The sequence below is a fragment of the Bacillus sp. DWP3-1 genome (genome assembly GCF_049896565.1).
Classification (GTDB): Bacteria; Bacillota; Bacilli; order Bacillales; family Bacillaceae; genus Bacillus.
In genome coordinates this window covers 165619-180463 of record NZ_JAFCUN010000007.1, presented here as the reverse complement: position 1 = coordinate 180463, position 14845 = coordinate 165619, and the positions used below count along the sequence as shown (strand labels likewise).

The window sequence follows — 14845 nt, the reverse complement described above, 5'->3', positions numbered from 1 at the left end:
AGGCGATGAAAAAATGTTGTTTTTTCCATGGTGGGTGTATGCATGTATCATTGGCATTATTTTCTGTGCGTATAAATTAATGACAACGGCCAAAGAGGAGCAAGAGATTGATCAATCCTTTATTGAAAAGGAAGGAGAAATTTTTATCGAGCGAATGGAACAAGAAAGAGAGCGTAGACGTCAGGATCAGCAAGTGAAAAGATCACATGATACGGCGGCACATGAAGACTCGATTGCTTAATCAGGTCATATAAAAACCCCTCTGCACGAGCACGGCAGAGGGGTTTTTTGTGATTACTGGTTTTGTTGAGGTTGTTGATTTTGTGCGGGTTGTTGAGACTTTTCTTTGAATGTGTTTTCAAGTTCTTTATCTTTTACTTTCACATCGGCATCTTTCACCAATTTGTTTAAGATCGTTTGGATTTCATTTGTGTCTGCTTGTTTTTGATTAAGCAGTTCTTTTTTCAAGTCTGCTTTCATGTCATCGTATTTACCGCGTTCTTCGGTCTTTTTAATGATATGGTAGCCGAATTGTGATTTCACTGGTTTGCTGATTTCATTCACTTTTAGTTTGAAAGCTGCTTTACTGAAGTTCTCGTCCATTTGGCCTTCTTTTGCGAACCAGCCTACATCGCCGCCTTGTGCTGCTGAAGCGGTATCAGTTGAATATTCAGACACAACGGCATCCCATTTTTCACCTTTATCTAATTTCTTTTCCACTTCGTCAGCTGTTTTCTTATCAGCTACTAAAATGTGGCTTGCGCGGATTTTCCCTTTTAGGTCATCGTAATACGCTTTTACTTCTTTATCAGTGATTTTGATGTTAGCTTTGGCAGCCTTTTGAGTCAGCAGCTCATATTTCACTTGATCTTTGATGTAATCTTTTCCGAATTCATCTTGAAGTTGTTTTAAACGATCTTCACCAAGTGTCTTTTTATATTCTTCCATTTTCTTATCAATTTCTTTATCAGATACTTTGTATTTGTCAGCAAGAACCTTTTGTTGAACAAGTAGATTTAAAGCATCTCCACCTGCTTGTTTCTTAAGAGTTGTATAAAGCTCTTCTTTTGTGACATCTCCTGATTTTGTTGTTGCGATGACATCTTTATCACCGCTACTGCATGCGCCAAGAGTTAAAACACTAACTGCTGTTACAGCTGCTAAAGCCATTTTTTTCATTCAAAAAACACTCCTAATCTTTCCAATTTATTTATCATTGCTTGTATCATAACATATTGTGACACGCTGTAAAAAGAAATGCAAATGGGAGGGCATTCGTCTAGTCAAAAATTTGCGCGCGACATACACATATAGTGATCACAAAAAGGAGGCTGAATTATATGGGAGCAGGATATTCTAATGGGTTTGCTTTATTGGTCGTGCTATTCATTTTGCTGATCATCGTTGGTGCAGCATATCTTTACTAATTAAATCGCTGTGACAGAAAGGAGCCGTCCTGCCATGCGTGCGGGCGGTTCTTTTTTCAAACGATGACAGGTGCCTAAACGTTTTCATTTTTTTTGCATACACTGAGCTTAGAACAGAGCAAGAACTGGCAGGAGGTGTTTTACATGGGAGGAGAAGTCTTTGCTGGCGGTTTTGCACTAGTCGTCGTGTTATTCATCTTATTGATCATTATCGGTGCATCTTGGATTTGCTAATCAATCAATATACACAAAAAGCTGCCCTCAAACTGGCAGCTTTTGCTTTGATCTTAAATAGAAATGGTAATTTCAACAAATGATGAGATCAGTAAGATCAGTATCGATACATTGATAAAGCGAAACACCTTATCTTGCCGTTCTTCAGGAATCTCTCTGACAAGGCATAATGTATTAGTAAGCCTGTTTATTGAATACACAATAAACGCGGCAAAGACGATGAAGTAAAATAAAACTATCGGAGATCCCCCCTCTCTATGCTATTCCCATACTACATTACCAAATTTTTTATGAAAAAGATAGAAGTTGGCTTTAAAAACCTCATGATGAGGAAGTTTGGTCAACTAAAATATCAAACTCGTCTTGGGCTTGATCGATGATGCAGGATTTAGGTGCTTTGAGCAGTTTCCATGCAAATAAAAAGTCAGGCAAACAATAGCCTGCATGAATACTTGCGATGATGATAAAATAGTGTGCATACATTGGAAACGCCACGCCTAACACAAAGTAAAGCAGTGAAATCAAACAAAATGGACTGAGAAGTGAATAAAGCATTACTTTCTTTGGCACACGCTTCCAGCAATTTCGTTTAAATAGCGTCATTTTTTTCTTGTTTTTCATCACTGGGATCAAGTGAACCACACGGTGGACAAGCAATGTCACAAGTAAAAGCACAGCAAAAAGCGGTGCGTTGTGGCTGCTTAGTCTCGTTTCAGGATGAGTCAGTTGAAAACATAAAAAAGCCATAATGAAAAAAAGTATAGCAAGACTTATGGCTGAAATCAGCAGTCTCGTATAACCATAATCCTTTTCAAGATTAATGGTCTTCCAACAATTCATTTTTCATCCTTCCAATCTTAAAAAACTAATTGAATATCTCAAGATAATTTACTCTTCCTGAGGATAAAAATCAATGGTTTTGTTGAAAAAAAATAAAATGTTGCCTTCATATGGAATAAAGAGAGGAAACTTTGGGTTTTTCAAGAAAAAAAGACAGAAGAGGGAGGTTCGTCTCTTTCGTCAATGAGTAATTTCGGCTAAAATAGAAAGACTAAGAGAAAGAGGGAACGTACATGAGTATTGAGGAACGAATGAGCCAGCTCGAATATTATATGGAACTTTTGCTGACGGCGACCGATATGAGCCGTTATCCATATTATGCATTATTGATCAGGCAGCGGGTATCGAAAGAAGAGGCGAAGGAAATTGAGCGTATTTGTGCTGAGCTTTCAGAGGAAATGGACAAGCAAAAAGCACAAGGCTACGTCATGTTTGACGATATGCTTGCGCTTTTTGCAGGACAGTTAATTGAAAAGCTGGATGTGCATGAGACGATATTTGCATTGCATGATCAAGGGCTGTTTCAGCCGTTAATGAATGAATTTATAAAGATCATTAAACAATTTGATTTGCTTTAGCCGCTTTTTCTGCTGCATCAGCTGAGTCTTCAAGTTCCTCAGGCTTTTTCGTGACTTTTCCTCGCTCATTCAAAAAGTCCTTCTCAATGTTTGAAAACGATTTCTCAAAAATCTCCATGAAATCCTCACCATAGATGTTTCGGATAATACACATCATTTCTAAAATCTCAGGGAACTTTCCGTAAATGTCATGAAGCGGCTGTGCGCCTTTGACAATACCAGTTCGTGCCGGGTCATAATCTTCAAGTAGTTTATGGAATGTCTCTTCGCCTTTTGGCGTTAGCTCAATATACGTATTGCGTTTATCGTTTAACTTTTTAGAAAATTTTAAAAATCCTCGTTCCTCCAGTTTCTTGGAGAAGTTAAACGCCGTTGATACATGCATGACGCCAAACTTTGCAATTTCTGATATTGAAGCTCCTTTTAATTGATACGCAATCCACAAAATATGATGTTCATTGATATTTAGGTTATACGGTTTGATCCACTGCTGCCAGTCCTTTTCAATGGATTTCCAAAGAGCTTTGCTCAATTGGGCCATTCTTTGACTGAATAAAAGTGCTTCTTTTACATCGAAAGGCTGTTCCGAATGATTCATCCATTTCACCTACTTCTCTTTTTCTTGTAATTCTATTATGCCAATAAAATAAAGATTAATAAAGCTGAAAATTCAAGAATTTTTAAAACTCATGAAAAACATTGACAAAATAACCTTTTTTCAACAAAAAAAGTGCGGGATACGCACCCCGCACACTTTTGTAAACGAATATTTTTCGTGAGTATATTAGTTTTGTAAGGTTTTCTCCAGTTGTTTGAGCTTTTCCTCAATTTCCTGAATTTCCTTTTGCAAGTCCTGCTGGTGAGGTTTGATTTCTTCGCGCCATTGCTGAATCGATGCTTGTAATTCAGTTCCGACTTCTTTAATGACCTCTGCGCTTTCTTTTGCTGTTTCAACAATTTGCTCTTTTAAAGCTTGTCCATCTCTTTTTAATCTTGTCAGCGTATCTTCGAATTTGTCATAGCCGTCTTTCATCTTTCCGCGCACATCTCTGCCAGAAGAGGGAGTCGTCAGGAGCACTGCCGCACCTCCGAGGAGACCGCCTACAAATAATCCTGTTAATAAAGAACGTCCACTAGCCATTCAAATCACCTCTAGTCAAATTTTACACATTCGCATGTTCTCTCTGAGCTGACGATCAGCTTCATTGAACTTCCATACATAGCTTGCTTTATTTTAGCATACTTTTGAAGAAAAGGGAGGGGAGAAGGTTGTCTGTCTTTCTGTTCGTTTTTACGTGTATCGGTGTCGTTTTTACAGGTGGTTCTATTCATTATGCAAGACAGCTGGGGTATGCAGGGTCTTATCCGCCAAAACATGTATTAAAGCAAAAAGCACTTGTGTGTGCGGCAGGTGCAGGGATTTCGCTCCTCATTTTGCTGCTGACCCTTTTTCTTTTATAAAAGCATGAAAAAACCTCTTCATCTATTATGAAGAGGTTCGATTATTCGTTAAGCAACTTCTATCATTCTTGCACGCCTTAGAATGGACTGAGCAATTGGGAAGACAAATACCATGGCAATGGTATTAATCACGGCTGCTGGAAGGACAACGCCCACAAGAAGTGCCGGTAATGCAGCTGGCAGTCCAGTAATCAGTAAAGCGGCAGATAGGAAAATCACGCCGGATACGATGGTTCCAATCGCAGTTAACACAGCGGTCAGCACCACTTTGTTCTTTATCTTCAAGCAAGATAAGAAAAGGGCTAGGAAGATAAAGGCTGTCACTGGTTTATCAATCATATTTGGAATTTGTCCGCCTGGGAAACCCGTTGTTAATGCAGAAATGACGCCAGTCACTAGGGCAATAACCACTACATGCTGTACCTTTGGGAAAAGGATGATGCTTAAAAACATCATGACCAGCATCATATCAGGTTTCATTCCGAAAAAGATGGGCGGGAAAATCGTATGCAAAACAGCTCCCATTGCTGCAAGCAATGACATAATCACTAATTCTTTTGTTTTCATTTCTATGCTCTCCTCTGCTAAGCTCTTAGGACTCTTCAATAATATGGCTCATCATTTATTGCAAGAGTCATCACTTTATATTTCTCGTTATTATAACAAATTTATTTCTCTATAGAAAAGCTTTTTTACTCATTTTCTTGCTGGAACTTTTTCATAAAGTCCGCAAGCTTTTGGCAGTCTTCAATCGATACCGCATTGTAAATAGATGCTCTGCATCCACCGACAGAACGGTGGCCGGCAAGTCCAACCATTTGTTCCTGCTTTGCTTTCTCTACAAAGGAAGCAGTGAGCGCATCATCACGAAGGGTAAACGTGACATTCATATGCGAACGGCTGTCAGTGCGTGCGTGTCCTTTGTAAAAACCGCCGCTTTGATCAATTGTGTCGTAGAGAATGCCTGCTTTTTGTTCATTGCGTTTTTCCGCTGCTTCTACGCCGCCAGCCTGTTTGACATGCTCAAGGACAAGAGACAGCATATAAATCGCAAAAGTCGGTGGTGTGTGATAAAGAGAGTTGGCTTTTGCGTGTGTTGAATATTTTAATATTTTCGGTGTGCTGCTTTTCTCTTTCTCTAATAAACGTTTGCGCGCGATCACAATCGTGATACCAGAAGGCCCTAAGTTTTTTTGTGCCCCAGCATAAATGAAATCAAATTGAGAAACATCGATTTTTTTGCTGAGAATATCACTGGACATATCTGCAATAAGCGGTAATGATGTACCAGGGAACGTTTTCCACTGAGTGCCGAAGATCGTATTGTTTGATGTGATGTGTAAATAAGCGCCATCTGTTAAACCGGAGGCATCTACTTCTGGAATATACGAGTAGTTGTCGTCTTCACTTGAAGCAAACACAGATGTTTCACCAAACCCTTGTGCTTCTGATAATGCTTTTTCTGACCAAGCGCCTGTTTGAATGAAATGAGCCGTTTCGCCTTCATGTAAGAAGTTCATAGGAATCATCGCAAATTGAAGACTAGCTCCGCCCTGTAAAAAGAGGACTTCGTAATCTTCAGGAATGTCCATCAGTTCCACCAACAGTGCTTTTGCCTTATTGTGGACTTCTTCATATTCACCGCTGCGATGAGACAGCTCCATCACAGACATCCCAGTTTGTTTAAAATCAACAAGTTCTTCCTGTGCTTTTTGAAGCACTTCTAGCGGCAGTGCCGCCGGACCAGCATTAAAATTCGTCGTTCGCTTCATCACAATCTCTCCCTATTTCTCGCGTTAATGGATCAAAAGATAAAACCATCCTATCACAAATTTGAAGCAATTGGACGAAAAATTTGAATCGTTTTAAATATCTTACTATTAAGAGTTGAAAGCGATAAAAAGGGGCAGAAATAAGAAAAACCTCATCTATTAAGATGAGGTAAGCCGCGTGTGGATGGCAGAAGAAATATCTTTTAAATCCTCTGACGTGTATTGCTCTTGATGTGATTTCCATACAGCACCAAAGCCATCGCCTTTTCCGTAGCGCGGAATGATATGCATATGGTAATGGAACACAGATTGTCCGGCTTTTTCGCCGTTGTTGTTTAGAAGGTTTAACCCAATTGGTTCAAATTCCTGTTTGATTGCTCTTGCAATTTTCGGAATCGCTTGGAAGTAGTGATTAGACACTTCTGGTGTCATCTCGTAGATATTTTCTTTATGTATTTTCGGGATTACAAGGGTATGTCCTTTTGTTACTTGGCTAATATCTAGAAAAGCCAATACATGCTCGTCTTCATATACTTTTGCACATGGAATGTCTCCATCAATGATCTTGCAAAAAATACAATCGCTCACGTCATGTCACTCCTCATTCATTTTCCTTCATCGTATCACAAAAAGAAGCAAAAAAGAAAACAGGACAAGCGAACTCCTTTGGTCGCTCATCCTGCTCCTGCAGAAGAAATGCTGATGCTTTCATTCGATATGCCTTTTGAATTCTCTATTTACTGAAATAAAGAATTCGTATGCCTGCTATTTCTGCCGTAAACACCTCATTTGACGTTTTGGTTTGTCGTATACATATTGTATAGGACACAAAAATCAAGAATCAGTGAAGCAAAACAGAAGCTAAGGTTTTTAGATGAAAAACCAACTTGTCATGCGGTTCTTTGCCTTTAACAAACACCTCATTTACTTATTGGTCATCAAGTTCATTTCTTCTACATACATTATGATGACCAAAGTGCCTATTTTTTATTCATGCCGCGATTAAGGTAAACATTTCAAATTACCTTTCGTTTTTGTTACTATAAAGAAAAAAGAAAGAAAGGAACGAATTCATGTCCCTTCTCACTGTAAAAGATGTAACGGGTGGATATACGAAGAATCCCGTTCTAAAAAATATCTCATTTGAATTAGAAAGAAATCAAATCGTCGGTCTCATCGGCTTAAACGGGGCGGGGAAAAGCACAACCATTCGCCATATCATCGGGCTCATGAAACCGCATAAAGGTGTCATTGAATTGAATGGACGAACTCTTCAAGACGATCAAGAGGCGTATCGTTCGCAATTTACGTTTATTCCAGAAACACCTGTATTATATGAAGAATTAACCTTAAAAGAGCATTTAGAGCTGACAGCGATGGCTTACGGTCTGTCAAAGGAACAATTAGATGAACGTCTGCCGTCATTGCTGAAAGAATTTCGAATGGAGAAACGTTTGAAATGGTTCCCTGCTCATTTTTCAAAAGGAATGAAACAGAAGGTCATGATTATGTGTGCATTCCTTGTTGAACCAGAACTGTATATCATCGATGAACCGTTTTTAGGGCTTGATCCTCTTGCGATTAATGCACTTCTTGAACGGATGAATGCTGCGAAGAAAAACGGCGCAAGTGTCCTGATGTCGACGCATATTTTGGCGACAGCTGAGCGCTATTGTGATTCCTTTATTATTTTGCACGAAGGGGAAATCAGAGCGAAAGGAACACTGACAGAGCTGAGAGAACAGTTCAATATGAGAGATGCGACACTCGATGATCTTTATTTGGAATTAACAAAGGAAGAAAGCTATGAGTAAAATGACGCAAACCATTTGGAAATCCCGATTAGAGGAACACATGCAAGATACAAGAAAATATTTAAAATACATGTTCAATGATCATCTTGTCATTGTGCTCATTTTTTTCCTTGCAGGCGGAGCGAGCTGGTATAGTAACTGGCTCAAACAGATTCCGGCTCACTTCCCATCCTACTGGGTCATGGCAGTTGTTTTTTCATTGGTGCTGACAAGCTCTTACGTGCGTACGTTGATCAAAGAAGCAGATCTCGTGTTTTTGCTTCCCTTGGAAGGGAAGATGGAGCCTTATTTAAAACAAGCTTTTAATTTTAGCTTCATTTCCCAGCTGTTTCCTCTTATTGCCGTATCCATTGTTGCACTTCCGCTTTATTCTGCGGTGTCTTCAGGCGGCCTCAAGATGTATGTGCTGATATTGGCGCAAATGATTTTGATCAAGGGTGTGAATACAGCAATTCAATGGAGGATCACTTATTTTCAAGGAAAACAGATCAGATGGCTTGATGCAGTCCTTCGTTTTCTATTGAATATGATTTTGGTATATACCGTTTTACAGGCATCCTATGCAATCGCAATCGTTTTTTATCTGATCTATGGTGTCTATCTCGTTTACTTAACCAATGCAGTAAAAAAACAGCCTTTTCAATGGGAATTGCATATTTCTGACGAATTAAAACGAAAACAGCGCTTTTATCGTCTGGCAAACTTATTTACAGATGTGCCTCATTTAAAGAAACAGGTGAAAAGAAGAGCATACATGGACTGGCTCTTGCAGTTTGTTCCGTATGACCAGCGTAAAACTTTTTCTTACATGTATGTGAGGGCGTTTTTACGTTCAAATGACTATTTTGGTCTCGTGTTTAGGCTAACCGCCGTGTTTGTGCTGATTATTTTGTATACAGGTGCAGCAGGCTGGGTGGGTGCGCTGCTTGTCTTGTTCACCGTGTTTATCACAGGTGTACAGCTTGTGCCGTTAACGAAGCACTTTTCCCATCTTTCATTACAGGCACTTTATCCAGTTGCTCAGCAAGAAAAGGATCGGAGCTTTTTTGTTCTCGTTCGTAATGTGCTTATTATTCAATCGATATTGCTGAGCTGTGCAGTACTCCCGGCAGGAGGATGGCAGGGAAGTGGACTTGCCCTTCTGATTTCGCTGGCATTTGTACTTGTCCTCTTCAAGCCTTACGTACTCAGTCGATTAAAAAAGATGAGATAAGCGGAGATATGTTTCTGACAGCAAGCGTATGATGACATCAAGGAGGGGTCCGGATGAATGCAGCTGAACGGGAGTTGTATGAAGAAGCCATTTTTTTTCAAACGCGTTTTTTAAGAAAACCTTCGAAGATCGAACGGTTTTCAAAAGGAGTTCAGCAGCAGGTGAACCGCCGAATCCCTGCTCGATTTCATCAAGTCATCACAAGTGCGGTCAAAACAATGGTTGAATCCACCGTATCAGGATCGCACTTCACTTCATTTTCGGTGATTGATGAGCAATTATCTATCATCGAGCGAAATGAACTGGCAAAGGAGAAAGTGAAGTACTATCAAAAGGCAGCTGCGATCGAAGGAATTGGAACAGGTGCAGGTGGTATATTGCTCGGTATGGCAGACTTTCCGCTGCTGCTTAGCATTAAGATGAAATGTCTTTATGAGCTGGCATGTATTTATGGCTTTGATTTGTCTCAAAAAGAAGAAAGACTCTTTTTGCTCTGTATATTTCAACTCGCCTTTTCCGGCAGTGCACATCGTCAAAAAATGATGAACATCATAGATGATTGGGAAACGAGCTGCGAGGAAATGGATTGGTACAGCTTTCAGCAGGAGTATCGAGATTACATTGACCTAGTGAAGCTATTTCAATTAATGCCGATCGTCGGAGCCGCTGTTGGCGGTGTGGCAAATCATCAGCTGACAGGACAGCTCGGAGATGTCGCTCGTCATGTGTTTCACTTACGAGTGTTGAAAGAAATGAAATAGAAAAGCCGCTGGCGACAGCGGCATCAGCGTGTAGACAAACCCTCGCATTCGTTGTCAGGGCTGCGTTCCGGTGCTCACGAATGTTCAATTCGCTCCGCTCCGGTACTCGTCCTTCCTAGACTTCAAAGGTTTTCTATCACACTGAAAAGAAGACAAAGGGCTAAAATAAAAATCATTTTAGCCCTTTGTCAATAATCTAAAGCCGCTGGCGACAGCGGCTTTTTTTTCATTCATCGTAGGAAAGGACGGCACGGGCGAGTACCTTTGCTGCGACAGGCATTGCTTTTTCGTTGATATCAAATTTTGGGTGATGATGGGGATACACGTCTTGGCTGTTTTCAGGCATGGCGCCTGTGTAAAAGAAGGTACCAGGGACATGCTGAAGGTAGTAAGCAAAATCTTCTCCACCCATTTGGGTTTCCGCTTCTTTTACTTCTGTGACACCTTCTGTCTGTTTTGCGATGTCAGCAATATATTCAGTCGGCTTTGGATGATTTTTAACAGCAGGATATCCTCTCACATATTCATATGTGTAGTCGGCATCATGCATGTCGCACACCCCTTTCACGACCTGTTCAATTTCTCGTTCGATGGTGTGTCGTGCACTTTCTTCAAAGGATCGTGCAGTACCAGTTAAAACAGCTGAATCTGCAATGACGTTAAAAGCATTCTCTGCCACAAAACCTCCAACAGATACAACAGCAGAATCAACTGGATTGACTTTACGGGCAACGACTTGCTGCAGGTTTGCGACGATTTGTGAACCGATGAGTACGGCATCTTTCGTTAAGTGAGGCTGTGCGCCGTGTCCGCCTTTCCCCTGAACTCGAATAGAGAAGCGGTCGGCGGCTGCCATAAAGTTCCCGCTTTTATAAAGAACGGTGCCACAAGGCTCTGGAGACCAAAGGTGCGTACCGAATATGACATCGACACCGTCTAAGCAGCCGTCTTCAATCATTGGTTTTGCACCGCCTGGCGCATATTCTTCTGCGTGCTGATGAATGAGGACGATTTTCCCTTTTAATTGATCGCGGTGCTCATTCAAGATTTTCGCTAAGACAAGTAGTGTCGCTGTGTGCCCATCGTGCCCGCATGCATGCATCACACCTGGCTTTGTTGATTTGTAAGGCACTTCCTTTTCATCATGGATGGGAAGTGCATCAAAATCAGCCCTGAGGGCAATCGTCGGCCCCGGAGAAGCTCCTTCGATAAAGGCGAGTACACCATGGCCGCCCACCTGTGTACGTGTTGGTATATGTAATGTGTCATAGTAGTTGGCGATGAAAGCGGCTGTTTCTTCTTCCTGGAAAGAAAGTTCAGGATTCATGTGGAGATGGCGTCTAATTTCAACCATTTCCTCATAATGTTCATCAAGACGTTCATTAATGCTTTTTTGTAAAGTGGATATTGTCATTGAGTCGAAAACCTCCTTCATGCTCTTTTACTGATTGTATGGTAATTGTTAGAATCTTTCAACAGAAGAGGATTTCGCATGCTGCATCAAAAGGTCAATTTACATAAAAGTCGAAGTTGATATGAAGCGGGGAAAGGGAGGAATCGTGTTGGGAAGCTGTCCAAATTGTTCAAAAGCATTTTCTTTCGTTGAAAAGTTTCAATTATCACATACGAAAATGATGATGTGTCCAAGCTGTCGTCATCAAGTCAAAGAAACCTTTGTCTCCAAGATGAGTTTTTTCATGATCTGCTTGATTCCGCTATTGGTGATGCTCATTCAATTGAAAGGTGCTTCACCTATGTTGAAGTGGCCGATCTTATTAGGATGGATACTATTGAATTTCTATGTGCTTCAGCCGATCATTCATCGGTACGAGCTGACATCACGACGATAAAATGAAAAGCCCAGCTATTGGGCTTTTTTTCATGAAAAAAAGAAGTGCTGCTTTCAGCACTTCCTTAATTGTCTGTAACGGCATGATAGGATGTGAGAAAAGCAGGACGAGAGAAGATGGAGCCAGTATCCTCGTTTGGCTGAAAGAACGCTTCTGATTCTTGAAAGTCTTTAAATAAGTCCTCTGATTCCCAAAGTGTCATAATCAAATACACTTCTTCATCTTTTTTCGGTCTTAACACTCGAAGAGCCTGGAAGCCCCGCTGATGTTCTGAGATGTTCGTCTTCTTCTGAAAAGTAGATTCAAAAAGTGCTCTGCTTTCAAGCTTCACAGGGATATGATTCAAGGTGACGAAGCCAGATTGGAATAGCTCACCTTTCGCATAAATCACATCATAGGCATGAGGGGCTTTAAAAACAGTCTCGCCCTCCGTCTCATGGAAAAGAGCTGCTTGTTCTTTTCCGACCATATAAAGCAGATTTTCCTGATCGTGTTTCTTTGCGATTTTATGCAAGAATTCTGCTGTTCCATATGTGATATAGACATTCATCTAAACCGCCTCCTGCTTGATAGTATAACAAAAGAATGATATATAATTCTTTGGTAGTCAATCCATAAAACATATTATGAAGCAATACATCCCATACTATCCGTATAAAGGAATGAGGTGACCTAATTTGAAGAAAAAGAAGATAATCATTCCATTAGTCATTGCAGGAAGTACCATCGTACTTTCATTTATTGGCTATCTGACCATTTTATTTTTAGGACATTATGTCATAGATGAAAAGAAGCTTGTTTTTCACGCTTCATCCCAAATCATTGATCAGAATGGAAAAGAACTTACAAGTATGTATTCAGAAAATCGGGACCCTGTCTCATTAAAGGAGGTACCTGATAAAGTAGCGAAAGCTTTTGTGGCTGTCGAGGACAAACGATTTTATGAGCATCATGGTATTGATGCACAGTCAATTTCAAGGGCGGTTTATCGAGATATATTAGCAGGAGGAAAGGTAGAGGGCGGCAGTACAATCACTCAGCAGCTCGCAAAAAATATTTTTCTCACAAATGACAAAACCTTTCTTCGAAAAACAAAAGAAGTCATTATTGCCATTAATTTAGAAAGAGATTATTCAAAGGATAAACTGCTCGAGATGTATCTGAATCAGCTTTATTTCGGTCATGGCGTCTACGGTATTCAGGCAGCAGCCAATTATTACTTTAGTAAAGATGTGAAAGATTTAACTGTCAGCGAAGGGGCTACACTCGCTGCGATGCCAAAAGCGCCGTCTACTTACTCGCCTGTTTTACACCCTGATAAAAATAAACAAAGGCGGGACACCATCCTTAATTTAATGAATGAGCAAGGATATTTATCATCAACAGAAACAGTAGAAGCAAAAGGGAGAACACTAGGCATTCATTTGAAAAAGAAATCAGAAACGCCTTGGGTCGACAGCTATGTCGATCTCATCATTAAGGAGGCAGAATCAGAGTATGCCATTTCACATGAGCAATTGCTTCAAGGTGGTTATACCATTACAGTTCCGATCGATATGAATCTGCAAAAGGTCGCTTACGATGCGATGAAAAACAACCGTTATTTCCCGGGAAAAAGCGGTTCTCCTGAAAGCAGCGCCGTCTTTATTGATAACGAGTCTGGCGGAGTAAAAGCAGCAATCGGAGGACGAGAATATCAAGCGAGGGGCTATAACAGGGTGACCGCTGTTAGACAGCCTGGATCTGTTTTCAAGCCGATCGCGGTATATGGTCCGGCAATGCAGGAGAAAAAATTCCGACCTTATTCCCTGCTTGAAGACAAAGAAAAAAGCTATGACGGCTATTCACCAAAGAATTACGATGGGCAGTATGAAGGCAAGGTCACAATGGTGGATGCGCTCATGAAAAGTAAGAATACAGCTGCGGTGTGGACATTAAGCGAGCTTGGTATTGATACCTCGAAATCATATCTCGAGAAAATGGGAATGGAGATTTCGGATAAAGGACTTGCCATGGCACTTGGCGGCTTAGAAAAAGGGGTTTCTCCACTTCAAATCGCTGGAGCTTTCCACACATTTGCAAATGAAGGCGTATATAAAAAGCCTTTCTTCATTCAAAAAATCACCAATGATGAAGGAGAAACGGTAGAGAAGAATCGCAGTAAGCCAGAACGAGTGTTTAGCGTGCAGAATGCTTGGAATATGACAAGAATGCTGCAGCAAGTCGTCAAAGGCGGAACAGCCCAGAGCGGTTCATATGCTGGAGATTTAGCAGGTAAAACAGGCACGACCACATATTCAGGTGTGAAAGGTGCAACAAAAGATGCTTGGTTTGCCGGCTATACGCCTAGTACAACGGGTGCGATCTGGATGGGGTATGACAAAACCGATAACAGTCACTATTTAACTGGCGGCAGTCAATACCCAGTGCAGCTGTTTAAAGATATTTTAACGACAGCCCAAATCACCAATGAAACGTTTGAAAAACCAGAGGGAATTAAAGAACTTCAATCGCCAATCCATTTAGAGGGACTTTCAGGATTTGAAGCCCGCTATGCGTTTAAAATCAAAGGATTGTTTACATTAGAGCTTTCTTGGGACAAGCAGGAGGATAAACGGGTTGAATACCGTATTTATGAGAAGAGAAATGGAAACGAGACGCTGATCGATTCAGTGACAGGCGTGGGCAGCTACACAATGCCGTATGCCAACGTGTTTTCAGATGCGGAGTATAAGGTTGTTCCATATAATACCCAAACGCAAGAAGAAGGAGAAGGCAGTCCGTATGTCAAGCCAGAGGCTTTTGGACGTTAATATTCGGCGAATTTTTGAACATTGAGCCGCTTTAGTATACCGTGCCTTGAAAAAGCGGTATAGTAAAAGCAGTGTTTGAGCC

20 protein-coding genes are annotated in these 14845 nt (G+C 40.8%); 10 read left to right on the top strand and 10 right to left on the bottom strand.

The window, feature by feature from the left end; genetic code table 11:
- Positions 1-13: 13 nt before the first annotated feature.
- On the top strand, positions 14-241 hold the full coding sequence (locus tag ACP7A0_RS15895) for a sporulation YhaL family protein (RefSeq protein WP_034663596.1): 228 nt from the start codon (positions 14-16) through the stop codon (positions 239-241).
- Between the two features lie 53 nt (positions 242-294).
- On the opposite strand, the gene ACP7A0_RS15890 is transcribed toward ACP7A0_RS15895, so the two are convergent.
- Complete coding sequence (locus tag ACP7A0_RS15890; RefSeq protein WP_003211354.1) at positions 295-1179, bottom strand: peptidylprolyl isomerase; 885 nt, start codon at positions 1177-1179, stop codon at positions 295-297.
- A 161-nt stretch (positions 1180-1340) separates the two neighbouring features.
- Between ACP7A0_RS15890 and ACP7A0_RS15885 the strand changes: the two genes are divergently transcribed.
- On the top strand, positions 1341-1427 hold the full coding sequence (locus ACP7A0_RS15885) for a YjcZ family sporulation protein (protein ID WP_008361129.1): 87 nt from the start codon (positions 1341-1343) through the stop codon (positions 1425-1427).
- Positions 1428-1571: 144 nt separating this feature from the next.
- Complete coding sequence (locus ACP7A0_RS15880) at positions 1572-1661, top strand: YjcZ family sporulation protein (protein WP_017360317.1); 90 nt, start codon at positions 1572-1574, stop codon at positions 1659-1661.
- 53 nt (positions 1662-1714) lie between these two features.
- On the opposite strand, the gene ACP7A0_RS15875 is transcribed toward ACP7A0_RS15880, so the two are convergent.
- Positions 1715-1900, bottom strand: coding sequence for a hypothetical protein (locus ACP7A0_RS15875; protein WP_072368131.1), 186 nt, complete (start codon positions 1898-1900; stop codon positions 1715-1717).
- An 82-nt stretch (positions 1901-1982) separates the two neighbouring features.
- Positions 1983-2501, bottom strand: coding sequence for a DUF3267 domain-containing protein (locus ACP7A0_RS15870; protein WP_060595916.1), 519 nt, complete (start codon positions 2499-2501; stop codon positions 1983-1985).
- Positions 2502-2734: 233 nt separating this feature from the next.
- Here ACP7A0_RS15870 and ACP7A0_RS15865 point away from each other — a divergent pair, with 233 nt between their 5' ends.
- The gene (locus ACP7A0_RS15865; RefSeq protein ID WP_034663590.1) at positions 2735-3079 is read left to right on the top strand and encodes a YhaI family protein; all 345 of its coding nucleotides are present in this window, start codon (positions 2735-2737) and stop codon (positions 3077-3079) included.
- Here ACP7A0_RS15865 and ACP7A0_RS15860 read toward each other — a convergent pair.
- Both ACP7A0_RS15860 and ACP7A0_RS15855 read right to left on the bottom strand, forming a co-directional pair.
- Positions 3057-3677: an HTH-type transcriptional regulator Hpr gene (locus ACP7A0_RS15860; protein ID WP_034663587.1), complete on the bottom strand. Its 621-nt coding sequence runs from the start codon at positions 3675-3677 to the stop codon at positions 3057-3059. The two genes, ACP7A0_RS15865 and ACP7A0_RS15860, sit on opposite strands and share 23 nt — an antisense overlap.
- A gap of 186 nt (positions 3678-3863) precedes the next feature.
- A complete protein-coding gene (locus ACP7A0_RS15855; protein ID WP_034663584.1) occupies positions 3864-4220 on the bottom strand; it encodes a YtxH domain-containing protein in 357 nt (118 codons plus the stop codon).
- 128 nt (positions 4221-4348) lie between these two features.
- Between ACP7A0_RS15855 and ACP7A0_RS15850 the strand changes: the two genes are divergently transcribed.
- Positions 4349-4540 carry a hypothetical protein gene (locus ACP7A0_RS15850; protein WP_003211362.1) on the top strand — a complete coding sequence of 64 codons (192 nt, stop codon included), beginning with the start codon at positions 4349-4351 and terminating at the stop codon, positions 4538-4540.
- Positions 4541-4588: 48 nt separating this feature from the next.
- On the opposite strand, the gene ACP7A0_RS15845 is transcribed toward ACP7A0_RS15850, so the two are convergent.
- The 3 genes from ACP7A0_RS15845 to ACP7A0_RS15835 all read right to left on the bottom strand — a co-directional run bounded on the left by ACP7A0_RS15845 (position 4589) and on the right by ACP7A0_RS15835 (position 6900).
- Entirely contained in the window at positions 4589-5107 is a 519-nt protein-coding gene (locus ACP7A0_RS15845; protein WP_024425455.1) for a tryptophan transporter, read from the bottom strand.
- Positions 5108-5232: 125 nt separating this feature from the next.
- The gene (gene serC, locus ACP7A0_RS15840; RefSeq protein WP_426005732.1) at positions 5233-6312 is read right to left on the bottom strand and encodes a 3-phosphoserine/phosphohydroxythreonine transaminase; all 1080 of its coding nucleotides are present in this window, start codon (positions 6310-6312) and stop codon (positions 5233-5235) included.
- Between the two features lie 159 nt (positions 6313-6471).
- Positions 6472-6900 (bottom strand): HIT family protein, encoded by a 429-nt coding sequence (locus ACP7A0_RS15835; RefSeq protein ID WP_034663580.1) that lies wholly within the window; start codon positions 6898-6900, stop codon positions 6472-6474.
- A gap of 485 nt (positions 6901-7385) precedes the next feature.
- Between ACP7A0_RS15835 and ACP7A0_RS15830 the strand changes: the two genes are divergently transcribed.
- Genes ACP7A0_RS15830 through ACP7A0_RS15820 form a run of 3 tightly spaced genes read left to right on the top strand, consistent with a single transcriptional unit; the run spans position 7386 to position 10100 of the window.
- Entirely contained in the window at positions 7386-8126 is a 741-nt protein-coding gene (locus tag ACP7A0_RS15830; protein ID WP_003212171.1) for an ABC transporter ATP-binding protein, read from the top strand.
- The gene (locus tag ACP7A0_RS15825; protein WP_060595920.1) at positions 8119-9339 is read left to right on the top strand and encodes an ABC transporter permease; all 1221 of its coding nucleotides are present in this window, start codon (positions 8119-8121) and stop codon (positions 9337-9339) included. The genes ACP7A0_RS15830 and ACP7A0_RS15825 overlap by 8 nt, the downstream gene beginning before the upstream one ends.
- Before the next feature lie 53 nt (positions 9340-9392).
- On the top strand, positions 9393-10100 hold the full coding sequence (locus ACP7A0_RS15820; RefSeq protein ID WP_060595922.1) for an EcsC family protein: 708 nt from the start codon (positions 9393-9395) through the stop codon (positions 10098-10100).
- A 226-nt stretch (positions 10101-10326) separates the two neighbouring features.
- On the opposite strand, the gene ACP7A0_RS15815 is transcribed toward ACP7A0_RS15820, so the two are convergent.
- Positions 10327-11514 carry a M20 family metallopeptidase gene (locus ACP7A0_RS15815; protein WP_060595923.1) on the bottom strand — a complete coding sequence of 396 codons (1188 nt, stop codon included), beginning with the start codon at positions 11512-11514 and terminating at the stop codon, positions 10327-10329.
- Positions 11515-11662: 148 nt separating this feature from the next.
- On the opposite strand from ACP7A0_RS15815, the gene ACP7A0_RS15810 reads away from it, so the two are divergent.
- Positions 11663-11950: a hypothetical protein gene (locus ACP7A0_RS15810; protein WP_223251434.1), complete on the top strand. Its 288-nt coding sequence runs from the start codon at positions 11663-11665 to the stop codon at positions 11948-11950.
- A 64-nt stretch (positions 11951-12014) separates the two neighbouring features.
- Here ACP7A0_RS15810 and ACP7A0_RS15805 read toward each other — a convergent pair whose 3' ends face one another.
- Positions 12015-12500: an antibiotic biosynthesis monooxygenase family protein gene (locus ACP7A0_RS15805; protein WP_375567182.1), complete on the bottom strand. Its 486-nt coding sequence runs from the start codon at positions 12498-12500 to the stop codon at positions 12015-12017.
- A gap of 127 nt (positions 12501-12627) precedes the next feature.
- Between ACP7A0_RS15805 and ACP7A0_RS15800 the strand changes: the two genes are divergently transcribed.
- Positions 12628-14763 carry a transglycosylase domain-containing protein gene (locus ACP7A0_RS15800; RefSeq protein ID WP_106031635.1) on the top strand — a complete coding sequence of 712 codons (2136 nt, stop codon included), beginning with the start codon at positions 12628-12630 and terminating at the stop codon, positions 14761-14763.
- Positions 14764-14845: the final 82 nt, after the last annotated feature.